The organism is Roseibium sp. FZY0029 (assembly GCF_036350355.1).
GTDB lineage: Bacteria > Pseudomonadota > Alphaproteobacteria > Rhizobiales > Stappiaceae > Roseibium.
In genome coordinates, this window is record NZ_JAZDVZ010000002.1 from 374,203 (window position 1) to 396,505 (window position 22,303).

23 protein-coding genes are annotated in these 22,303 nt (G+C 60.4%); 12 read left to right on the forward strand and 11 right to left on the reverse strand.

Going from position 1 to position 22,303, the window contains the following annotated elements; genetic code table 11:
• Window positions 1–29: 29 nt before the first annotated feature.
• Window positions 30–263 (forward strand): BolA family protein, encoded by a 234-nt coding sequence (locus V1T76_RS06275; protein ID WP_006932469.1) that lies wholly within the window; start codon window positions 30–32, stop codon window positions 261–263.
• 90 nt (window positions 264–353) lie between these two features.
• Complete coding sequence (grxD, locus tag V1T76_RS06280; protein ID WP_330559746.1) at window positions 354–689, forward strand: Grx4 family monothiol glutaredoxin; 336 nt, start codon at window positions 354–356, stop codon at window positions 687–689.
• Window positions 690–1,188: 499 nt separating this feature from the next.
• On the opposite strand, the gene V1T76_RS06285 is transcribed toward grxD, so the two are convergent.
• A complete protein-coding gene (locus V1T76_RS06285) occupies window positions 1,189–1,347 on the reverse strand; it encodes a hypothetical protein (RefSeq protein WP_330559747.1) in 159 nt (52 codons plus the stop codon).
• A gap of 60 nt (window positions 1,348–1,407) precedes the next feature.
• Here V1T76_RS06285 and V1T76_RS06290 point away from each other — a divergent pair, with 60 nt between their 5' ends.
• The 5 genes from V1T76_RS06290 to V1T76_RS06310 all read left to right on the forward strand — a co-directional run bounded on the left by V1T76_RS06290 (window position 1,408) and on the right by V1T76_RS06310 (window position 3,898).
• The gene (locus V1T76_RS06290; RefSeq protein WP_330559748.1) at window positions 1,408–1,689 is read left to right on the forward strand and encodes an antitermination protein; all 282 of its coding nucleotides are present in this window, start codon (window positions 1,408–1,410) and stop codon (window positions 1,687–1,689) included.
• Between the two features lie 324 nt (window positions 1,690–2,013).
• Window positions 2,014–2,370: a hypothetical protein gene (locus tag V1T76_RS06295; RefSeq protein WP_330559749.1), complete on the forward strand. Its 357-nt coding sequence runs from the start codon at window positions 2,014–2,016 to the stop codon at window positions 2,368–2,370.
• Window positions 2,371–2,489: 119 nt separating this feature from the next.
• Window positions 2,490–2,771 carry a hypothetical protein gene (locus tag V1T76_RS06300; protein ID WP_330559750.1) on the forward strand — a complete coding sequence of 94 codons (282 nt, stop codon included), beginning with the start codon at window positions 2,490–2,492 and terminating at the stop codon, window positions 2,769–2,771.
• Window positions 2,764–3,228, forward strand: a complete 465-nt coding sequence (locus tag V1T76_RS06305; RefSeq protein ID WP_330559751.1) for a DUF411 domain-containing protein — start codon at window positions 2,764–2,766, stop codon at window positions 3,226–3,228. The genes V1T76_RS06300 and V1T76_RS06305 overlap by 8 nt, the downstream gene beginning before the upstream one ends.
• Before the next feature lie 7 nt (window positions 3,229–3,235).
• Window positions 3,236–3,898: a L,D-transpeptidase gene (locus V1T76_RS06310; RefSeq protein WP_330559752.1), complete on the forward strand. Its 663-nt coding sequence runs from the start codon at window positions 3,236–3,238 to the stop codon at window positions 3,896–3,898.
• 93 nt (window positions 3,899–3,991) lie between these two features.
• Here V1T76_RS06310 and V1T76_RS06315 read toward each other — a convergent pair whose 3' ends face one another.
• Complete coding sequence (locus V1T76_RS06315) at window positions 3,992–5,416, reverse strand: aldehyde dehydrogenase family protein (protein WP_330559753.1); 1,425 nt, start codon at window positions 5,414–5,416, stop codon at window positions 3,992–3,994.
• Window positions 5,416–6,468: an NAD(P)-dependent oxidoreductase gene (locus V1T76_RS06320; protein ID WP_330559754.1), complete on the reverse strand. Its 1,053-nt coding sequence runs from the start codon at window positions 6,466–6,468 to the stop codon at window positions 5,416–5,418. Before V1T76_RS06320 ends, V1T76_RS06315 begins: the two co-directional genes overlap by 1 nt.
• Before the next feature lie 53 nt (window positions 6,469–6,521).
• On the opposite strand from V1T76_RS06320, the gene V1T76_RS06325 reads away from it, so the two are divergent.
• Window positions 6,522–7,400, forward strand: coding sequence for a LysR substrate-binding domain-containing protein (locus tag V1T76_RS06325; RefSeq protein WP_330559755.1), 879 nt, complete (start codon window positions 6,522–6,524; stop codon window positions 7,398–7,400).
• A gap of 154 nt (window positions 7,401–7,554) precedes the next feature.
• On the opposite strand, the gene ttcA is transcribed toward V1T76_RS06325, so the two are convergent.
• From ttcA to V1T76_RS06365, 8 genes are all read right to left on the reverse strand, one after another.
• Window positions 7,555–8,493, reverse strand: a complete 939-nt coding sequence (gene ttcA, locus V1T76_RS06330) for a tRNA 2-thiocytidine(32) synthetase TtcA (protein WP_330559756.1) — start codon at window positions 8,491–8,493, stop codon at window positions 7,555–7,557.
• Window positions 8,494–8,599: 106 nt separating this feature from the next.
• Window positions 8,600–9,982, reverse strand: coding sequence for an FGGY-family carbohydrate kinase (locus V1T76_RS06335; RefSeq protein ID WP_330559757.1), 1,383 nt, complete (start codon window positions 9,980–9,982; stop codon window positions 8,600–8,602).
• Window positions 9,983–9,988: 6 nt separating this feature from the next.
• Window positions 9,989–10,303, reverse strand: coding sequence for an L-rhamnose mutarotase (rhaM, locus tag V1T76_RS06340; RefSeq protein WP_330559758.1), 315 nt, complete (start codon window positions 10,301–10,303; stop codon window positions 9,989–9,991).
• A 3-nt stretch (window positions 10,304–10,306) separates the two neighbouring features.
• Window positions 10,307–11,323 carry an ABC transporter permease gene (locus tag V1T76_RS06345; RefSeq protein WP_330559759.1) on the reverse strand — a complete coding sequence of 339 codons (1,017 nt, stop codon included), beginning with the start codon at window positions 11,321–11,323 and terminating at the stop codon, window positions 10,307–10,309.
• Window positions 11,320–12,303: an ABC transporter permease gene (locus V1T76_RS06350; protein WP_330559761.1), complete on the reverse strand. Its 984-nt coding sequence runs from the start codon at window positions 12,301–12,303 to the stop codon at window positions 11,320–11,322. The genes V1T76_RS06345 and V1T76_RS06350 overlap by 4 nt, the downstream gene beginning before the upstream one ends.
• A complete protein-coding gene (locus tag V1T76_RS06355; RefSeq protein ID WP_330559762.1) occupies window positions 12,300–13,853 on the reverse strand; it encodes a sugar ABC transporter ATP-binding protein in 1,554 nt (517 codons plus the stop codon). Before V1T76_RS06355 ends, V1T76_RS06350 begins: the two co-directional genes overlap by 4 nt.
• A gap of 101 nt (window positions 13,854–13,954) precedes the next feature.
• Window positions 13,955–14,947 (reverse strand): rhamnose ABC transporter substrate-binding protein, encoded by a 993-nt coding sequence (gene rhaS / locus V1T76_RS06360; RefSeq protein ID WP_330559764.1) that lies wholly within the window; start codon window positions 14,945–14,947, stop codon window positions 13,955–13,957.
• A 55-nt stretch (window positions 14,948–15,002) separates the two neighbouring features.
• A complete protein-coding gene (locus tag V1T76_RS06365; protein WP_330559766.1) occupies window positions 15,003–15,809 on the reverse strand; it encodes a DeoR/GlpR family DNA-binding transcription regulator in 807 nt (268 codons plus the stop codon).
• Window positions 15,810–15,993: 184 nt separating this feature from the next.
• Here V1T76_RS06365 and V1T76_RS06370 point away from each other — a divergent pair, with 184 nt between their 5' ends.
• The 4 genes from V1T76_RS06370 (at window position 15,994) to V1T76_RS06385 (ending at window position 22,302) form a co-directional block, all read left to right on the forward strand.
• The gene (locus V1T76_RS06370; RefSeq protein WP_330559768.1) at window positions 15,994–18,096 is read left to right on the forward strand and encodes a bifunctional rhamnulose-1-phosphate aldolase/short-chain dehydrogenase; all 2,103 of its coding nucleotides are present in this window, start codon (window positions 15,994–15,996) and stop codon (window positions 18,094–18,096) included.
• 153 nt (window positions 18,097–18,249) lie between these two features.
• On the forward strand, window positions 18,250–19,533 hold the full coding sequence (rhaI, locus tag V1T76_RS06375) for an L-rhamnose catabolism isomerase (protein ID WP_330559770.1): 1,284 nt from the start codon (window positions 18,250–18,252) through the stop codon (window positions 19,531–19,533).
• 95 nt (window positions 19,534–19,628) lie between these two features.
• The gene (locus V1T76_RS06380) at window positions 19,629–20,540 is read left to right on the forward strand and encodes a LysR family transcriptional regulator (RefSeq protein ID WP_330559771.1); all 912 of its coding nucleotides are present in this window, start codon (window positions 19,629–19,631) and stop codon (window positions 20,538–20,540) included.
• Window positions 20,541–20,646: 106 nt separating this feature from the next.
• Window positions 20,647–22,302 carry a sulfatase-like hydrolase/transferase gene (locus tag V1T76_RS06385; protein WP_330559772.1) on the forward strand — a complete coding sequence of 552 codons (1,656 nt, stop codon included), beginning with the start codon at window positions 20,647–20,649 and terminating at the stop codon, window positions 22,300–22,302.
• The last annotated feature ends 1 nt before the right edge of the window (window position 22,303 follow it).

Genomic DNA, 22,303 nt, shown 5'->3' on the forward strand with positions numbered 1-22,303 from the left:
CAGGAACTTAACAACAGGACGGACGCACGATGCCGATGAACGCAAATGAGATCGAGACCCTGATCAAGGCAGCCCTGCCCGATGCTCAGGTCGAGATCCGGGATTTGGCTGGAGACGGTGATCACTATGCGGCGAATGTCGTCTCGGAATCATTCCGGGGCAAAAGCCGTGTGCAGCAGCACCAACTGGTTTACGAGGCGCTGAAGGGAAACATGGGCGGCGCATTGCATGCCCTCGCCCTTCAGACCAAGGCACCGGATTGAGCTGACACATTGCCGCGCAGACAGCGCGCGCACTTGAACACGCCGCCTTATTTCGCCAGATAAGCGGCAAAGACACAAAGGACGGACCCCATGAGCATCCAGGACTGGATCAAGAACGAAGTCGACACCAACGACGTTGTGCTTTTCATGAAAGGCACGCCGAACTTCCCGCAGTGCGGCTTTTCCGGTCAGGTCGTACAGATCCTCGACTACGTCGGCGCCCCGTACAAAGGCATCAACGTTCTGGAAGATGACGACCTGCGCCAGGGCATCAAGGAATTCACCAACTGGCCGACCATCCCGCAGCTTTATGTGAAGGGTGAATTCGTCGGCGGTTGCGACATTATCCGCGAAATGTTCCAGAACCAGGAACTGCAGGGCCTTCTGACCGAAAAAGGCATCTCGACCACGCAGCAGACCGCCTGAGTCTGAATCGATTTCTGAAGACAGCTTTCCAAGGGGCGGTTCTACCGCCCCTTTTTCGTGTCTGCGGGGTTTCCTGCGAGGGTACTTATCGGGAAATGTAGAGCCAGGCTGTGGGGTGAACATACCCGCAGCCGTGACCACTGACAGCTTCCCGCCCCCCGCTCGCGCTTCGCTTGTCCGGGATGACGATGGTGAGGGAGAGGATCGGGCGACTGTTCAAACTGCGCTTTTCGAGCGTGTTGAGTTGCGCTTCCCCTCCCGTCATTCCGGACAAGTGAAGCACCGCCGAACGCCGGTCCGGAATCCAGATGTCATCGTGAGCAAAGCGAACTCTTTACATCAAAGGAAGGCCGCGCCTCCGGCGCGAAATAAACCTGGTTTACGGATCGGCGCGAAGCTTCGCTGCACTTGTCCGGAATGACGGGAGGGAGATGACGAGTGCTTGATGACACTTCGGAATCAACCCACTGAAGAACCTGAACGACGGCAATCAGCCTTCTTACCCCGTCAAAACCGTCAGGATTTGCGCTTTATCCAATGCAAACCAGAATCGATTACGGTCGAATTTAGGCAGCACCTCGGCAAATTTTGCCGAATCACCTAAACTGAACGCAAGGTGAATGCGGATTTCAGGGTGAGTACAGGTGCGTTCCGTCATTCTCCGACCATATCACAGGGCCCCATCGAACAACGGGGCCGGGAAATGGGACCGGGGACAATGAACAAGATTGCAGTTGCTGCCACCTCCACTTTCGTTCTGGCACTCGTCGGAGCAGGCGTCGTAATGTCTGGCGACATCAGGACAGACAGCGAGTTGCGCCGGGTTGAATGCCAGGCTCTCACCATGTTCACACCCGCCAGAAGCAAGAGCGCCGAAGAGCTTTGTGCCAACTACGGCGGTGTTGCGCTGAAGGATGCGGAGCCCAGCAAGCAGGGCCTGGTGATTCTCGTCCGCAATCAGCCGATGGGCGGCTTTGATGGTGAAAACACCGTCCGCTGACGTCTGCCGAAAAACACTCTGATCGATTGCGCGCCTGCGCCGGCGTGAGCGGCTCATTCCACCGCACCTGATCGACCTCGCCCAAGTCGTCACGTCCTCCAGACAAGGTCCTCAAGGTTCTTCGGAACGGACGGGCGGCAGGCTGTCCAAAAAACATCGGCGCGCCTTCCGCTTACCCCCTTGCAAAGGGCACCTGCAAAAAACGCATAGGTGCTCAACGGTGCAGACACCAGTTCAAGCCACGGTTTGACCTCAATTCGCGATTACGCGCTTGTGAGCAGTCAGAGTATGGAAATTGAAAACCCTGTCGGGTACTGAAGTTATATGCGCACCGTCCTGATCACATTGCTGATCTGTTTCTTTGCCGGGGTCACTTCCACCGCAGCCTATACGCATGTTCCAAAGAGCATCCGCGCCCTGGAACGCACGATGGCGCTGGAAACGGGCCTGCCGGCAAAGACGGGGCAGTTGACCGCGGTGCATTATGCCCAGTGTTGCCAACCGGACAGCCAGGCCGGAACGCCCAGCAAACTCTTTGGATGCGGCCCTGATTGCGTCTCGCATTTTTCCGTCATGGCTCTGCAATTCCCCACGGCTGAAACCGGACCGGAATCCACCTCGCCTCCCGTCCTGACGGACAGACTGCCATCCACGGAAGATCAACCTCCCATAAAAGGCTGAAAGCTCCCTCGGAACGCGAAGTTCCAGCTTGGCCAATTCTATTGGAAGGTTGAACGATTTCTTGTCGGGATATGTAGAACCGGCGAGAAGACAGTTCGCCTGAATGACAGGAAAAAAACATGAGTCTTCAGGAAAACGGCACACAGGCATCCTATGCTGCGCCAGGATTTCGAACTCGGAAAAATCTGAACAGGACCACCCTGTTTATGTCAGGTGGCTGCCTGATTATGGCGATGGTGACCGGTCTTTTGATCGTCTCCGCCCCGGCTGGACTGACCGCAGGCGAAGCTTTGCTTCTGGCCGCGCCGGTGTTCGGCTGCGTTGCCATGCATGCGCTTCTGCATCGTGTCATGGGCCAGCCCAGCCACGCGCCTGCGCGAAAGGAGACCGACCATGTCTAGGAGACATCTCGCTTTGACAGTTGCCGGTGGATTTCTCGCCTTGTCCTCGGCCGCCTGGGCAGCGGAAGACACCACCATCACGGTCTACAAGTCGCCCTGGTGCGGTTGCTGCGAACTGTGGACGGAGGCCGTCGAAGCTGCCGGCTACAAGGTCGTCGTTCACGATGTGGACGACCTCAGCCAGGTGAAGGCCCAGGCAGGCATTCCGGACGATATGCAGGCGTGCCACACGGCGGTAACCGGCGGCGACCGGAAGTACATCATCGAAGGACATGTGCCGCTGGAAGCGGTTGAAAAAATGCTGTCGGAGCGGCCGGACATTCGCGGTATCGCAGTCCCGGGCATGCCCCAGGGCTCGCTCGGCATGGGCGACGATCCGACGGCGCAATACACGGTTTACACACTCGGCCAGAACCCGGCCGATCCTCCCATCCCCTATCTAGAGACAGGCCAGTAGCCTTCACATGACGAACCTTACAAGAAGATCCTTTCTTGCCGGGTCGGCGAGCCTCACCGGGCTCGCCGTCAGCGGTTGTATGTCGACCGCCCCCCAGCAGCCACTTGCGCCGTGGCAGGACCCGGCTGTCCTTGCCATGTACCGTGCGATGCCGGAAGAACAGTTTCCGATCCCTGCCCCTGATTTGAAGAAGGTGCCGGAACGCTATTACCGCAAGCAGGTGGACTATCCGACCAGCGAAAAGGTCGGCACGCTGGTGGTCGATACCAACAACTACTACCTCTACCTCGTTCAGGAAAACGGCAAGGCAATGCGCTACGGCGTCGGCCTCGGCCGGGCCGGTTTCGAATGGTCCGGACGGGCACGGATTGCCCGCAAGGCCGCCTGGCCCAAGTGGACGCCACCGGAAGAAATGATCCAGCGGCAGCCCGAGCTGGAAAAGTGGAGCTGGCGCAACGGCGGCATGCCTCCGGGCATCGAAAACCCGCTTGGGGCCAGAGCGCTCTACATCTTCCAGGGTAACAAGGACACGCTTTACCGTATCCACGGCACCGCCGAATACTGGACCATCGGATCCGCTGTCTCCAGCGGTTGCGTCCGCCTGATCAACCAGGATGTCATCGACCTTTATGGCCGCGTACCGGACGGATCGCAGATCGTCGTCTTGTAAGGCCTTGCCAAAACAATGGAAAAGGGACCGGTAGGCCGGTCCCTTCGCCATCTCCGCGCATCATCGATGCCGCGTGAGCTCAGCCGGCTTGCCTTAGCCGGTGATTGCCTTCAGCTCCAGAAAATCTTCCAGTCCGAATTCGCCGAACTCGCGGCCATTGCCGGACTGTTTGTAACCGCCGAAGGGCACGTCGTAATCCGGGCTGGCGCCGTTGATATAGACGCTGCCTGCGCGCAGCTTGCGGGCAACGCGCTTGGCCCGTTCGGGATCCCCGGTCTGGATGTAGGCCGCAAGGCCGTAGGGCGTATCGTTGGCGATTGCGATGGCGTCCTCTTCCGTTTCAAACGGGATCATCACCAGCACCGGACCGAAGATCTCGTTGCGGGCAATCGACATCTGGTTGGTGACATCCGCGAAGACGGTCGGCTTCACGAAATACCCGGTTTCGAAGCCCTTCGGCTTGCCCGGGCCGCCGGCAACAAGGCGCGCGCCGTCGGCCAGACCACGCTCGATATGTCCCTGGATCTTCTCGTATTGCAGCTCGCTGATCACCGGTCCGATGTGATTGCCTTCCTCGGCCGGATCGCCGACCTTGGTCTCTGCCGCGATCTTTCCTGCAAGTTCAACGGCTTCGTCATAGACGCTCCGCTCCACCAAGAGACGGGTCGGTGCATCGCAGGATTGGCCGGTGTTGGAAAAGCAGCCCGAGAGCGACGTGCGCAGGGCCGTTTCCAGGTCCGCATCGGCAAAAAGCAGGTTGGCCGACTTGCCACCAAGCTCTTGTGCCACACGCTTGACGGTCGTCGCTGCGTTCTGGCTGACGGAAATGCCCGCCCGGGTGGAGCCGGTAAAGGACATCATGTCGATATCCGGATGGGAGGACATAGCCACGCCCACACCCGGTCCATCGCCATTCACCAGGTTGAACACGCCGGCCGGACAACCGGCCTCGTCGAGAAACTCGGCGAAGAGAAGTCCGGAAAGCGGTGCGATTTCGCTGGGCTTCAGCACCATGGTGCAACCGGCGGCAAGCGCAGGCGCCACCTTGGCCGCGATCTGGTTGATCGGCCAGTTCCAGGGCGTGATCAGCCCGCAGACACCAATCGGCTCGTGCCGCAGCACGCTGCCGCCACGGGGACTGGGACGTTCGAACACATGATCCTTCAAGGCTTCCAGGGTGGCTTCCAGATGGCCGGCGCCGGTTGGTGTCTGGCTGTCGCGCGCAAAGCTGCGCGGTGCTCCCATTTCCAGCCGGATCGCCTCGTCCATTTCCTCCGACCGGCGCCTGTAGATCGCGATGATCCGCTCCAGAAGCGCAGCGCGCTCATCGACACTTGTTTCCGACCAGTCGGCAAATGCGGCCTTGGCTGCGGCCACCGCCTTGTCCACATCGGCGGCACTGCCGAGGGAAATCACGGCAATCGGCTGTTCCGTTGCCGGGTTAATCACCTCAAGCGTTTTTGCCTCAACCGGATCGACCCAGGATCCACCGATATAGAACTGGCGCTTTTCAATCATCAGCCTGCTGCTTCCCATCTGTTCAGTTTCATCTCGCCGCCGCGTTTGGGCGTGACTTCATATCCAGCTTCTTCGGGCTCGTCGTCAACCATCTCCTCCGGAAAACCCGGAGCTCTTATGTCGAGACCCGTCGCTTCTTCCAGGCGCCTGATGATGTTGGGCGACAATTCTCGCGGCCCGTAGCGGTCAATGCCGTCAGCGAAAATCCGGTTGATGAGCGGTGACACTTCCAGCGGAACCTGATGATCGTCTGCGATTTTCTGGAAAAGGCCGACATCCTTGGCAACCAGATCCATGGTGAAGGAAATGTCTCGTGAGCCATTCAGGATCACCTGGCTCTCCGTTTCATGCACAAAGGAATTGCCCGAGGAAATCCGGATCGCCTCATAGGCGGTACCCAGATCCATCCCCGCCGCCTTGCAAGTGGTCAGGGCCTCGGCAAGCGATACCAGATTGACCGTTGCCAGATAGTTGGTGACGACCTTCAGAACAGACGCCGAGCCGATCTCGCCTGTGTGTAGCACCCGGCGGCCCAGAACGGTGAGCAGCGGAAGCATCCGCTCGAAGGTTTGCCGCGCGCCCCCGGCAAAGATCGAGATATTTCCGGTGGCCGCCCGATGGCAGCCGCCGGACACGGGGCATTCGATCGCCTCACCGCCCCTGGCCGCGACAAGCCCGGCAAGACGCCGCACTTCACCCGCATCCGTGGTCGACATTTCCGCCCAGATCCTGCCCGGGCCGATCCCTTCCAGTATGCCGTCCTGGCCCTCCACGACCGCCGCACAGGCCGCCGGACTGGGCAAACAGGTGATGACAACATCGCAGCTCTCCGCAAGCTGCCTGGGGCTTTCACCACGTGCCGCGCCCTTCGCCGCAAAACTTTCCATCAACAGCGGGTTCAGATCGAGAACCGCAACCTCAAATCCGTTTCTGAGAAGACTGCCGGCCAGTTTGCCGCCGACATTGCCCAAACCGATAAATCCGACCCGCATGAGACGTGCCTTTCGTGAAGCAGGAAGTGACCAAGCTTCACTTTGCGCCTCGCCCCGCAAACAGAGAAATGATATTAATTCAGAAGATTACCCGATTATTTTTATGAGTGCGCATGATGCCTTCATTGCCAAATCTTCTATGGCTGAGAAGCTTCGAAGCCGTCAGTCGGCTTGGTGGTTTCACCGCGGCGGGCGTGGAACTCGGGCTCACCCAGGCCGCCGTCAGCACGCACATCAGCAGTCTGGAAACCCAGCTCGGCCATCAGCTCCTTGAACGCACGACCCGGAAGCTGGAACTGACCGCGAGCGGCCGGGCCTATTTGCCTTCGGTGCGCAAGGCATTGCAGGAGCTGGCGGTTTCGACCGACAGCCTATTCGGCAACCGGTCTGCCGGGTCCGTGACCATTCGCGCACCAATTTCCGAAACCGTGCTCATCATCGCGCCGGCCCTGGCAGAGTTTCAAAAAGCCAATCCGACCCTCGATATCCGTCTTCTGTCCGCCATCTGGGCAGATACGGCGCTTGAGACCGGCACCGACATTGAAATCCGTCTCGGTACGGGCAACTGGCCCGGTGTGCATGCGGAGCCTCTGGGACCGGAAACAATCGTGCCCGTATGCCATCCGGATCTGGCACGAGAGCTGAAGCAACCCGCTGATCTGATCGACCTTCCGCGCATTCACATTCTGGGGTTCGACGATCACTGGCCACGCTATTTCGAAACTCTCGGCCTTTCACAGCCCTCTCCCCGAACCAGTGCAACGGTCGACACATCGCTGGCTGCGGTCGAACTGGCCAGCGCCGGAGGCGGCATCGCCCTGCTCCTGGGCAAGGTAGCAGCCCGGCTGGCGGGAAGCGGACGGCTGGCCGTTCCTTTCGACATCCCCGTTCCTTCCGTACGCACCCACTACCTCCTGCAGCGGGACAGCGCATCACCAGGGAAACCGGCAACACAACGCGTGGAGATGTGGCTGAGGCAGCTATTTGCCTGAAATTACACCGGCCCACCACTGATCGGCATCGCCTCTCCTGGCGGAAAGGTCACGGAGTGGATTGCAGGGTCAAGCCCTGCAATGACGGGGAGAGTGCTGGATAAGGTTAGGGGAAGTCTTAACGCCGTTGTTACCGTGGATGCGCCTCAGGAGGTCACTCCGCAGCGAACAGCTTCGCGGTCATGGCGAGGCTGGCACCGCAGGGCTCTTCCGCTTCACCGCTCGCCTCGGACATGCCCTCAGCCGGGCGCAGGTTCACGAAGTCGTAGAGCGCGCGGTCGAGAAGATGTGACGGACGGGTGTGGCCGAGTGCGCGCGCCATGACGCCAAGGCGGCCCGGCGATGCCTTTTCCCAGCCTTGCAGCATGCGTTTGACTTCCTCGCGCTGGAGACCGTCCTGCGAGCCGCAGAGATTGCACGGAATGATCGGGAACTGCATGCCGGTGGCAAAGCGGGCGATATCGCTTTCGGCGGAATAGGCAAGCGGGCGCAGCACCAGAAGGTCGCCCTCGTCATTGATCAGCTTCGGCGGCATGGAGGCCAGACGCCCGCCGTGGAAGAGGTTCATGAAGAACGTCTCCAGGATATCTTCCCGATGATGGCCGAGCACGATGGCTTCGCAGCCCTGCTCCCGCGCGATCCGGTAGAGAATGCCACGCCGCAAACGCGAGCAGAGCGAACAATAGGTGCGGTGCTCGGGGATCTTGTCGGTGACGATGGAATAGGTGTCTTCGCGCACGATGATGTGCTCGATGCCGTTGTCCTCGAAGAATTTCGGCAGGATGTCCGTCGGAAAACCGGGCTGGGCCTGATCCAGATTGCAGGCGATCAAGTCAACCGGCAGGAGACCACGCCATTTCAGTTCGATCAGCACCGCCAGCAGCGTGTAACTGTCCTTGCCACCCGACAGGCAGATCAGCCATTTCGGACGGTTTTCCTGCGATGCTCCTTCCGGCAGCATCCCGAAATCGGCAATCGCCTCGCGCGTCTGGCGCAACAGGCGCTTGCGCAGCTTCTTGAACTCAACGCTTGAAGGCGCATTGCGGAGCAACGCGGGCACATCGATGTCGGTACTGTCGGCAATATCGTTCATGAGAGAAGCTCGGCGGCGTATCGGGATCTGGATCTTTCGCTGACATAGCGGATCACGGCTACCGGGAAAAGGGAAAAGCCGCGCTTATCAAGGGATGGCAGTTCCCTCACCGAAGCTGTTCGCGCCATTTCCTTGCGTAATTTGCCAGTCGAGGATCGCGTTTGGCCGCGGGCTTACCTGCCCTGGTTTCTCCCAGTTGCCGAGCTTGAGCATCCGCCGATAGCAATGCGGCCCCGATGCTGGTCCCGGTGACCGACCCTGCCGACGCTTCAACCGGCCGCCCTGTCGCTGTCTCCAGCATGTCGAGATAAAGCCGGTTCTGCGCAAAGGGGCCCTCCACGACGATTGGACCGTCTGCCCCGGTCATCGCCAGGCATTCCGCCGTCACCAGCGCAAGGTAGAAGGAGGTTGCCGCAAAGCGGTCGCCGTCGCCCAATGTCGTATCGTCCACGCTCCAGTGATGTTCCCGTCCCTGAAAAGGGCCAGAGCGAGGATCGACGGCGGGAAAGAGCATGATCTCGCGGTTCAGCACGGCTTCGAGCTGCTCTTCAGAGCAGCCTTTTTCACGGCCTTGCAGGATCATGTCGAACTCGCGCCCCCCCATGAACCTCGCCGAAGGCACCGGGTTGCCGAACGCGTTGACGTTGATCAGCGTGTCACGCGAAGGATCGAGCGTGACCTCGCCACCACCTATCGCCAGCACAATGACCCAGGTGCCGGTGGAGACGACCGAGAACGGCGGTTCACGCGCGATTAGGTGCGGGTAAAGCGAGGCATTGGAATCGTGGACCCCACAGGTAACCGGGGTGCCTTCCGGCAGTCCGGTCCGGGTTGCCACGTCCGGCAGGATCGGCCCGAGCCTGTCACCGGCCTTACGCACGGGCGCCATCCTGCCTGTCAGACCAAGCCGCTCCACCAGTGAGGAAAACCGGTTTTCCGAAGGGCACCAGAGGTCTGTGTGGCAGCCGAGGGACGTTACCTCGTTGGAAAGAACGCCGGTGAGTTTGTAGGCCCAGTATTGCGGATAGGTCAGAACCGTTGCCACCCGGTCCAGAAGCCCCGGATCCGTTTTCAGTTGCCAGTGCAGTTGCGCACCCAGATTGAGGCCCATGCCAAGCCGAGGTGAACCGGTCTCAGCGAAGTCCGGCCGGATCGCAACATAGTCGGCGGCAAGATCGTCCGGGCCCGTAAACTCATAGTCCAGCATCGGCGCGGCAAGGTTCCCTTCCGTGTCCAGAAGAACCGCACTGGCGCCATGGGTCGTCACCGACAGGGCATCGATGCCATGGGCCTTGCGCAGCTCTCTCAGTGCGTCGCAGATGAAATTCCAATGGCCTTCCAGATCGAAATGCGGATAAGGTGGCCCCGGCAGGACGGTGTTCGGCCGCGTCAGAACTCCAAGTTCCCTGCGCTGCTCCAGATCGACCACGGCGACCTTGGCATTGGTCTTGCCGATATCGATGACGCCCACATTCCGGATCGCTGCCATCAATGCTCAATCCATGTGAAAGACGGTTGTGAGCGGCGTTGCCACCGGCTCGTTGTCCGGTTTTGTCGCCATCAGATCGGCCATATGCGCCCACCATTTCTGCATCACCGGGTGGTTCGGCAGGTCGTCCATTGTGTGGCCGTCCTGACGCCAAAGCACACCGAAGAGGATGTTTGTTTCCGGGTCCAGATGAATGGAATAGTCGCTGATGCCTGCTTCTTTCAGCAAAGCCACCAGCTCCGGCCAGATCTCATCGTGGCGCTTCCGGTATTCGGCTTCCATGCCCGGGTTGAGCTGCATCTTGAAGGCATATTTTTCCATGGCTCAGGCCTTCCGTTTCGCGAGGACCCGGCCGGCAATGCGCGGCAAGGCAATGACGGCAATCAGCAGCAGACCGATGAAGATCGACATGACGATGCCCGGCACGTTGAGCAGGCCGAAACCGAAGGTGACCATGCCCATGACGAAGGCCGCGATCACCACGCCCGGAATGGAGCCGGAGCCACCGAGAATATTGACACCGCCCAGCACCACCATTGTCACCACTTCAAGCTCCCAGCCGAAGGCGATAGACGGCCTTGTCGCCCCGAGACGCGAGGTGAGGCAGATGGCGGCAACGCCGGACATCAGGCCGGTGAGCAGGAAAAGCGCGAATTTCACCCGTGGCACACGAATGCCAGAAAAAAGCGCGCCGACCGGATTGTTGCCGACGACATAGACCGCCCTTCCGAAATTCGTCTTGTGCAGAATGACGGCAAAGACAATGGCCAGCAGCGCGAACAGCACGAACTCGAAGGAGATCACCCACCAGACATAGCCCTGCCCGAAAAAGGCAAAGCTTGAGGGATAGCCGGTGTAGGCCTTGTCGCCGAGGACGATATAGGAAATGCCGCGAAACAGGCTCATGGTGCCGATGGTAACGACGATGGACGGCAGGCCGAAGCCGGTCACCAGGAAGCCGTTGAACGCTCCGCACAGCAGACCCGTTCCCAACCCGATCATCACCAGAACCGGCGTATCCGCCCCCATCTGGACGGCAAAGCCCATGGCCGTCGACGCAAGCGCAATGATCGAGGCAACCGAAAGGTCGATCTCTCCGGAGATGATCAACAGTCCCATGGCGAAAGCGATCATGGCCTTTTCGGTAAAGTTGAAGGTCGCGTCGGAGAGATTCCACGGGTCGAGGAAATAGGGCGAGGCAAAGCTGTTCAGCGTGAACACGGCGACAGCAACCACCAGCAGAAGCAGCTCCCAGCTGACCAGGAACCGCTGCAACGGTGACTTCAGCCTGTCCGGGATCTGGCGCCCCTGCGCGCCGGTGTCTGGAGTGGCGAGGCTCATGCTGCGTGCTCCGCTTTTTTCAGGATCACCCGACCCTTGGCCCGGCTGGACGTGGCGTTGAAGGCAACGGCAATGATGATTGCGCTGCCGGAAATGGCGAGCTGCCAGAAGGGCGAGATATTGATGACCGGGAGCGCATTCTTGACGATGCCGAGGAACAACGCCCCCATCAGCGCCCCGCCGACAGACCCGATGCCGCCCGCAATCGAGATGCCGCCAATGACACAGGCTGCAACCACTTCCAGCTCGAAACCGCCGGCAATATCGACGTAGGCAACCGCGTAACGTGCAACCCAGAGATAACCGGTGAGACCGGCAAGCGCACCGGAAAGGACATAGGCCGCACATTGGGTGAGACCAACATTGATGCCGGTGTAAACGGCCGCATGCGGATTGCCGCCGACGGCAAAGAAAGCCCTGCCAAGCGGCGTGCGCCCGACCAGAACAATGAACCCGAGCACCACGGCGATCGCGATCCACGAAAGAACCGGCAGACCCAGCACGACTTCACGCGGAAACGCCTTGAAGGCGTCGCTCATCTCGTGGGCATTGATCCACTCCCCGCCGGAAATCACGAAGATGATGCCCCGGTGGATGGTCATGGTGCCAAGGGTGACGACAATGGGCGGGATATCCAGCTTCCAGACCAGCAGCCCGTTGACGAGCCCCATCAAGGCCCCGAGGCCGAGCGCCAACACAAGGATCACCGGCACCGGCAGGCCGGGCATGGCCATGTTGAGCATGGCAACCACCATGCCGGTGAGCGCTAGGTTGGCGGCAACAGACAGGTCGATGCAGCGCGTGAGGATCACCACCATCTGGCCGAGTGCCAGTATGATCAGCGGTGCCGTGTCGTTGAAGACGTTGGCAAGGTTGGACGGGGTCACAAAGCCGGGAAAGCGGATGGCAATGCCGATCACCAGAAGCAATATCGCCCCGGCAAGGATGGTCTCACGGGATTTCATCAACGAGCGGATCATGAGCGCACCTCCGTGATGCCGGCAGCCGCCCGCACCAGATGTTCCGGTGTCAGGTCACCGCCTTCATATTCGGCCGCGATACGCCCCTCGCGCATCACGATCACGCGGTCGGACATGCCGAGAATTTCCGGAATTTCGGACGACACCATGATCACAGCCAGACCTTCGGCCGCCAGTTCCGCCATGAATTCATGCACGGCGGCCTTGGACCCGATGTCGATGCCCTTGGTCGGCTCGTCCAGGATGATCACTCTCGGCTTTGTCGCAAGCCATTTGGCGATAACGACCTTCTGCTGGTTGCCGCCGGACAGTTCGCCGATATCCTGATCGAGTGCTGCCGCACGCAAATCCAGCCGCTGCGTATAATCGCGGGCCAGTTTGAATTCCTCTGCGAGACGCAGAAACCCCTTGTGCGAAGTTTCCTTGAGCGACGGCAGCGAGACATTCTGGAAGATGGGCAGGCCCTTGATCGCGCCCTGTTTGCCCCGGTCTTCCGGCACATAGACGATGCCGTGCCGGATGGCCTCGTTGGGATCGCGAATGACGGCAACCGTATCGTCGATCCGGATTGCCCCCTTGGAGGGTTTGGTCACGCCGAACAGCGCCTGCATGAATTCGCTGCGCCCGGCACCGACCAGACCGTAGAACCCGAGGATCTCGCCGGCGCGCAGCGTGAAGCCGATATCCTCGAATTCGGTGGGGTGGCAGTAGCCGACAACCTTCAGCACTTCCTTGCCAAGCTGCGGTGCTCGTTTTGGGAAAACCTGGTCGACCGAGCGGCCGACCATGAGCTTGACCAGCTCTTGTTCGGACACCTCCTCGATCTTGCCTGTGCCGACCATCTGGCCGTCGCGGAAAACCGTGTAGCTGTCCGCAATGCGGAAGATCTCGTCGAACTTGTGGCTGATGAAGAGGATCGCCTTGCCCTCGGCCTTCAGGCGCTCCACCAGTTCGTAGGTTTCCTCGATTTCCTTGTGGGAGAGTGAGGCGGTCGGCTCATCCATGATGACAATCTTGGCGTCGATGGAGAGCGCCCGGGCAATCGCCACAAGGTGCTTGTTGGCAATCCCGAGGTCTCTCAAGGTCACATGCGGATCGATCCTCGCGCCGATCCGCTCAAGCAGAGCTTGTGCCTTGCGCAGCATTTCCTTGCGGTCGATCAGCCCGAAACGCGTTTTCGGCGCATGGCCTATGAAGATGTTTTCCGCCACCGAAAGGTCATCGAACAGAACGGTTTCCTGGTGGATGGCCGTCACCCCTGCCCGGCCCGCATCCTGCGCGGTTGGAAAGGACACCGGGGTGCCGTTGATCGAGATCGTGCCCTCGTCCGGCTGATAGATGCCGGTCAGGATCTTCACGATGGTGGATTTTCCCGCGCCGTTCTCGCCCACCAGAGCGGTGACTTCACCCGGAAAAAGCTCCAGCGAAACCTCGGAAAGCGCCTTCACGCCGGGGAATGATTTGGAGATGCCGCTGAGGGTCAATACCGGCCCCGCGCTGTCTGCCGTTTGCGGATGCGTGTCCGCTATGCCCTGCGTGTTCGCAAGCATGACCATGTCCCGAAGCCTGGAGTTTCGTTGCTGGTTTAAAAGACCCGGTGCCGTGCGCACCGGGTCTGACAGGTTTCTAGTGTCCGGTCGTGGCGACCAGCTTAGAAAATGTCCTTGAAGTCGTCGATGTTAGAGCTGTCGTAGACAAACGGATCGGCCATCGCGCCTTCGTTGTTATCATCGAGCGTCAACGTGCCCATACGGCCCATCGGGATTTCCGCACCCGGCTTGGCTTCCGCCGCACCGGTGGCGAGGTTGTAGGCCAGCATGGTTGCCGAGTAGCCGAGATCAATCGGGTTCCAGATCGCGAAGGACTTGGACGCGCCGGACTTGATGTGACCGGCCATTTCGGACGGCAGGCCGAGACCGGTCACGTTGACCTGGCCGGCTTTTTCAGCATCAGAAACAGCCTGTGCCGCAGCCACGATGCCAACTGAGGTCGGTGCGATGATCGCCTTGAGGTCCGGATAGGTCTGCATCAGGCCCTGGGCTTCACGATAGGACTTGTCGGCAAGGTCGTCGCCATAGACGGTGGCGACCACGTTGATGCCCGGATAATTGTCCTTCACCTTGTTCATTTCCTCGATCCAGATGTTCTGGTTCGTGGCGGTTGCGGACGCGGACAGGACGGCGACATCACCGCCATCGGGCAGATGATCGGCGGCCAGCTTGATGATCATGTTGCCGATCAGCGGATTGGACGACGGGTTGAGGTGCAACTGACGGCCTTCGGGTGCAACACCGCTGTCCCAGGAAATCACGGTAATGCCGCGGTCCATGGCTTTTTTCAGGGCCGGCACCAGGGCGTCCTGATCGTTTGCCGAAATCGCGATGGCATCGACCTTCTGGGCGATCAGCGCGTTGATGACTTCAATCTGGCCTTCTGCGGTCGTGTCAGTCGGGCCGGTGTAGATGATCTCGACGTCGCCGAGTTCCTTGGCGGCTTCTTCAGCGCCCTTGGCGGCAGCTTCAAAGAAGCCGATGCCAAGCGCCTTGACGACAAGGGCAATGCGCTTTTCCGCAGCACTGGCCGGTGCGGCGATGCAGACAGCGGCGACTGCTGTTGCCGCCAGAAGTGACTTGAGCAATTTCATGGTCTTCCTCCCAAAAATGCTGCCGGCCCCTCCCAAGGTCCGGACAGTATGCCGGCTACCCGTTCGAGGTTGCCTTGGTCTGCGCGGCGCTTGTTTCCGCCACGATCAGATGGATGTCGGCCTGTTCCAGCATGTTGGCCGCGCTGTCGGGGATCCCGTCATCGGTGATGACGGTGGAGATCCGCTCGAGCGGGCACAGGATCAGGCTGGAACGCGCACTGAATTTCGATGAATCCGCCAGAACCACCAGTTCGTCCGCCTGGCCAATCAGCTTCTGCTCGGCCTGAATCAGCAGCGGATCGGCCTCCATGAGCCCCAGCGGACCAAGCCCCTGCGCGCCCATGAACATGCGCTTGGCATAGAAGTTCCGGGTCACATCGTTGTCGAAAGGGCTCAGAATGATGTTCTGTTCGCGGTAGATGACACCACCGGAGAGCATGATGGTGTTCTTGGAATTCTTGAGGAGATGCTCTGCGATCGGAAACGAGTTGGTGAACACCTGGCAGCGTTTGGTTGCCAGCGGATGCACCATCTGAAATGTGGTGGTGCCGCCGTTGATGATGATGGCATCTCCATCCTCGCACAGCTCCACCGCCTTTTGCGCGATTGCGCGCTTTTGAGCGATGTTGATCGTTTCGTTGACGCTGAACGGACGCCCCGCCAGACCGACGAACTGCGGCGGATGAATGCTCTCCGCCCCACCCCGCACACGGCGCAGCTTCTTCTGCACATGAAGCTGGGCAATGTCGCGCCGGATGGTCGCTTCAGAGGAATCCGTCAACGCCACCAGTTCCTGAACCGTCACGACCGGACGATCCTGGACTGCGGACAATATGATCCTGTGGCGTTCTTTCTCGTGCATCTGGTCCTCCCATTGAACAAACGTTTCCACCAACACTGGTCATTGTCAATCACAAAAAATCAAAAATGATCATTTTGCAGCGCAATATGATTGATATTGATCGTTTTTGATTGACAACAGGATCCGATCAAGCGAATTTCGAGGCAACGAGATGCAAGCCATCAGGCTTACCTGGGAGGAAAAGATGTTGAATTCCGCTGCCGGTTCCCGGCTTGCCAACCTGTGGGATGACCAGAAGGCATCCGGCATGAGTGAAGCGGAGCTTCTGCTCTATCGCTCCAACCTCCTGGGGTCCGACAAGCGCATCACCAATTACGGCGGTGGCAACACCTCCGCCAAGGCGATGGAAAAGGATCCTCTCACCGGCGATCAGGTCGAGGTTCTCTGGGTCAAGGGCTCCGGCGGCGATGTCGGCACCATCAAGATGGACGGCTTTGCGACGCTCTACATGGACAAGCTGCGGGCGCTGAAAGGGCTCTATCGCGGCGTCGAGTTCGAAGACGAGATGGTCGCCTGCCTGCCTCATTGCACGTTCAACCTGAATCCGCGCGCGGCCTCCATCGATACCCCGCTTCATGCCTATGTGCCGAAAAGCCATGTCGACCATATGCATCCAGATGCGATCATCGCCATTGCGGCGGCAAGCGACAGCAAGGCACTGACGCAGGAAATTTTCGGCGGCGAGATCGGGTGGCTGCCCTGGAAGCGTCCGGGCTATGAACTCGGCCTGTGGCTGGAAAAATTCTGTCTGGAAAATCCGGAGGCCCGCGGTGTCGTGCTGGAAAGCCACGGCCTGTTCACCTGGGCAGACGATGCCAAAACCTGCTACGAAACCACGCTGGAAATCATCAACAAGGCGATTGCCTGGTTTGAGGAAAAAACAGCCGGCCAGGACGCTTTCGGCGGTTCGAAACACCGCGCCCTTGCTCCATCCGACCGGCGCACGATTGCCGCCCGTCTGATGCCCGCGATCCGGGGGATGGTCTCCGGCAAACAGCATATGGTCGGTCATTTCGATGACAGCGACGCAGTCCTGGAATTTGTCTGCGCCAACGACATGGAGGCCCTTGCCGCCCTCGGCACCAGCTGCCCGGACCATTTCCTGCGCACCAAGATCCGCCCGCTTGTCGTCGATTTCGATCCGGCCAATCCGGATATCGAGGCAACGCTTGCCGGTCTCGGTCAGGCAGCCGAAGCCTATCGTGCTGACTATGCGGCCTACTATGAGCGCTGCAAGCACGACGACAGCCCTGCCCTGCGCGACCCGAATGCAGTCGTCTACCTGATACCGGGCGTCGGCATGATCACCTTCGCCAAGGACAAGGCGACGGCGCGCATTTCCGGCGAATTCTACACCAACGCCATCAACGTCATGCGCGGCGCCTCAAGCGTCTCCACCTATTGCGGCTTGCCCGAGCAGGAGGCCTTCGACATCGAATACTGGCTTCTGGAGGAGGCCAAACTTCAGCGCATGCCGAAACCCAAGAGCCTTGCCGGCAAGATCGCTTTGGTGACAGGCGGAGCCGGCGGCATCGGCTCGGCCACCGCTGAACGTTTCCTGCGCGAAGGAGCCTGCGTGGTGCTGGCCGACATCGATGCGGACGCGCTCGCCGCTGCCGCCGACAATCTCACCGCCCGCTATACCAGGGACGTCGTGCGCACGGTGACGATGGATGTCACCAGCGAAGACGCCGTGGCAGACAGCTTTGCCCGCGCCGCACTGGAATTCGGCGGTGTCGATATTCTTGTCTCCAATGCCGGCATTGCCTCCTCCGCCCCCATCGAGGACACCACGCTTGACCTGTGGAACCGGAACATGTCGATCCTGTCGACCGGCTATTTTCTGGTTTCGCGCGAAGCCTTCAAGGTGATGAAGACCCAAGGGATCGGTGGCTCCATCGTGTTCATCGGCTCCAAGAACGGCCTCGCGGCCTCTCCGGGCGCCAGCGCCTATTGCACGGCAAAGGCCTCCGAACTGCATCTCGCCCGCTGTCTCGCCCTGGAAGGTGCTCCAGAAGCGATCCGCGTCAATGTGGTCAACCCGGACGCGGTGCTGCGCGGCTCCAAGATCTGGTCCGGCGATTGGCTGAAGGAACGCGCCGAAGCCTACGGCAAGGACACTTCGGAGCTGGAGGAACACTACCGACAGCGCTCGCTGCTGAAACTCTCCGTGCTGCCGGAAGACATCGCCGAGGCCACCTATTTCTTCGCTTCGGAGTTCTCCGCCAAGTCGACCGGGAACATCATCAATGTCGATGCAGGCAACGTGCAGGCGTTCACGCGGTAAACAGCACATCCACAAAGCAGACCTCATCCTGAGGAAGCGCAAAGCGCTGTCTCGAAGGATGGGCGGCACACTCCAGACAAGCGGCCCATCCTTCGAGACGGGCCTTGCGGCCCTCCTCAGGATGAGGTTCTTCGGGCAGGAAAGGATCTTCTCATGATGATCGACACATCGCTGGTCGCCGGGGAAAACGAGACCCGCGAAGCCGACCTGAAGCGTGACTATGAAACCCTGGGCGAAAGGCTCGACCGGCGCGGCGTTTCCATCGACGCAATCAAGGAAAAGGTCGGCGCCTATGGCGTAGCCGTCCCCTCCTGGGGCGTCGGCACCGGTGGCACGCGGTTCGCACGGTTTCCCGGCAAGGGCGAACCGCGCAACATCTTCGACAAGCTGGAAGACTGCGGCGTCATCCAGCAGCTGACCCGCGCAACGCCCAATGTTTCCCTGCATATTCCCTGGGACAAGGCCGATCCGGCAGAGCTGAAGGCCAAGGCAAGTTCGCTCGGGCTTGGCTTCGATGCCATGAACTCCAACACCTTTCAGGATCAGGACGGTCAGGCGCTTTCCTACAAGTTCGGCTCGCTCAGCCACACCGATGCCGACACCCGCCAGCAGGCGGTTGAGCACAATCTGGAATGCATCGAAATCGGCAAGGCCATCGGCTCCAGGGCCCTGACCATCTGGATTGGCGATGGATCGAATTTCCCGGGTCAGACGAACTTCACGCGCCAGTTCGAGCGATACCTGGATGCGGCGCAAACCATCTATGCGGAGCTGCCGGAAGACTGGCGGCTGTTCACCGAGCACAAGATGTATGAGCCCGCCTTCTATTCCACTGTCGTGCAGGACTGGGGCACCAACTACATGATCGCGCAGGAACTGGGCGAGAAGGCCTTTTGCCTGGTCGACCTCGGCCATCATGCGCCCAACGTCAATATCGAGATGATCGTTGCCCGGCTGATCCAGTTCGGCAAGCTCGGCGGCTTCCATTTCAACGACAGCAAATATGGCGACGACGACCTGGACACGGGGTCCATCGATCCGTACCGGCTGTTCCTGGTGTTCAACGAGCTGGTGGATGCCGAAACGAGACAGGCTCCGGGGTTCAATCCGGCTCATATGCTCGACCAGTCTCACAATGTCACCGACCCCATCGAAAGCCTGATGGTCTCCGCCATGGAAGTTCAGCGTGCCTACGCGCAGGCCCTGCTGGTTGACCGCTCCGCGCTGGACGGCTTTCAGGACAGCAACGACGCCCTGATGGCCACAACCACCCTGAAAACCGCTTTCCGAACCGACGTGGAGCCGATCCTGGCCACGGCGAGACTGGAAAATGGCGGCGCCATTGACCCCGTTGCGGCCTACCGCGCGGCCGGTTACCGGCAGAAGGTGGCGGAGGTCCGCCCGGAAGTCTCCGGGGCAGGTGGCGGGATCGTCTGACGCAAAGCCGCGCTCAGGTCCGGGAGGCTGTAGCCTGATCGGCCGAACTTTGGCACAGTCCGGCCCTGCCAGTAATCAACCGGAAGGCGCTCGGCGTGAAAGCCCAATATGTGGAACTGATCGATGCGGTCGCGACCCTTGGAAGCCTCGCGGCAGCCGCAAAGGCCCTTGGCAAGTCTCAACCGGCTATCACCAAGGCGCTGAAGAAGATCGAGGGCGATCTCGGTGTCGTCCTCTTCCACCGGGTGCCGAGTGGCATCGTGCCAACGCTGGAAGGTCAGACGGTCATCGACCGTTGCCGCCGGATCCAGAGCGACCTGCAGAAGCTGACGGAAGACGTGGCCCAGTCGCGCGGGCAATATGTCGGCATGATTTCTGTCGTGGTCTCACCGCTGGCCGCACTCAAGATTATTCCGTCGGTGATGCGCCGGTTTCAGAGCCGGTTTCCGGGCGTTGAACTGAACATTACCGGTGGCCATGCACCGAAAGCCTTTCATGCGCTGAGGTCCGGCGAAGCGGATTTCGTCATCGGACCGGCCCCCGACGCCCAGCCCAAGGCCGGGCTGCACGTTGAGCCTCTGCTGACCACCTCTGTGACCTTCCTTGCCGGACAGCAGTCTCACCTCAAAGACCTGTCGAAACCGCAGGACCTGCTGACCGCACGCTGGGCCGTCATCGGCCCGAGCAGCCGTCGTCCGCTGTTTCAGGACTATTTCCGGATGCACGGTTTGCAGGGGCCGGCCCCGGTCATCCGCTCCGATTCGATCCTCAGCATTCTGGCGGTTCTCGAACAGTCCGATATCGTCTGCTCGTTTCCATCGCTCATCGTCGACGAGGTGAAGGTACGCTGGGCCGTGACCGCTCTGCCAATCGACCTGAGCATGCTGACGGTGGACATCGCCCTGACCCGGACCAAGGAAAGACTGCTGACACCGGCAGCTCAGGCCTTTGCCGACATTGTTCGCGAGGAAGGCCGCAACTGGGCCCCCAAGAACAAAACGACATAACCTGGAGTTATATCGATGAGTTCGAGTTAATTGAGAGATATACCCCGGGGATGCTAGATTGCGTTCCAAGAAGGCCGCAAAAGCGGCTCCTTGGGAGGACATCTGAGTGAATATCCTGTTCGTCATGTACGACCAGCTCCGCTTTGACTATCTGAGCTGCGCGGGACACCCCTATCTTCACACTCCGAACTTTGACCGGGTCGCCGCCAGAGGCGTGCGTTTTACCAACGCCTATGTGCAATCCCCCATCTGCGGCGCGAGCCGGATGAGCTTTTACACCGGGCGTTATGCATCCTCGCACGGGGCACAGTGGAACGGCTTCCCGCTGCGTATCGGCGAACACACGCTCGGCGATCACCTGCGAAAGGCCGGCATGGACTGCTGGCTGATCGGCAAGACCCACATGAAGGTGGATGCGGAAGGCATGACACGGCTGGGGCTCTCGCCGGACAGCGTCATCGGCGCCCGGCAGGCCGAATGCGGCTTTGATGTCTGGGTGCGCGACGACGGGCTCTGGGGTGAAGGCCCGGACGGCTTTTATGATGAAAAGCGTTCGCCTTACAACGAATACCTCAAGTCGCGTGGCTATGCGGGAGAGAACCCCTGGGCGGACTTCGCCAATGCCGGCGTCGAAAACGGCGAGAAGGCTTCTGGCTGGATGTTCGACAATGCGGACAAGCCCGCCAACATCCGCGAGGAAGACAGCGAAACGCCCTGGCTGACGACCCGCACCATCGACTTCATCGAACAGGCAAAAGCGCCCTGGTGCGCGCATGTCAGCTACATCAAGCCCCATTGGCCCTACATCGTCCCGGCCCCCTATCACGACATGTACGGGCAAAACCACGTTCCTGCCGCGATCCGCGCCGACGTTGAGCGCGACAATGCGCATCCGGTCTATGCAGCCTTCATGACCAACAAGATCGCGGCCGCCTTTCAGCAGGACGACGTGCGCCGCAAGGTCATTCCCGCCTACATGGGCCTGATCAAGCAATGCGACGACCAGCTCGGCAGGCTGCTGGACTACTTGGAGGAGACCGGTCGGATGGAGGACACCATGATCGTGCTCACCTCCGACCATGGCGACTATCTTGGCGACCACTGGCTTGGCGAAAAGGATCTGTTCCACGAACCTTCCGTCAAGATCCCGATGATCGTCTACGATCCGCGCAGCGAGGCTGATGCCACCAGAGGCACCACATGCGACGCGCTGGTGGAAGCCATCGACCTTGCCCCGACCTTCCTGGAAGCCGCTGGCGGGGCAGAAGCCGGACATATTCTGGAAGGCCGGAGCCTGACGCCCTGGCTGCGCGGCGAGACGCCTGCGTGGCGCGAGGCGGTCATCAGCGAATACGATTATTCCGTCACCCCCATGTGCGCGGCCCTGGGTGTCACCACCCGCGATGCCCGTCTCTTCATGGTGTTCGACGGCCGCTACAAGCTGATCCATGCCGAAGGCGGCTTCCGGCCGATGCTGTTCGACCTGCGGACCGATCCGGAGGAATTCCACGACCTGGCCAAGACGGACGGCCATGCGGCCGAGATCGCCCGCATGTATGACCTACTGGCCCGCTGGGGCCGGCGCATGTCTCAGCGCGTGACCCGGTCTGACGCCGATATTGCCGCCATGCGCGGCAAGTCTGCCCGGCGCGGCATCCTGCCATTCCTGAAAGACGGCTCGGAAGTGCCGGAGGAACTGACGCAAGCCTATCGCGGCCCGGCCCTGCAGAATTATGTTTCGCCCGAAGAGGGAGGACGCTGAG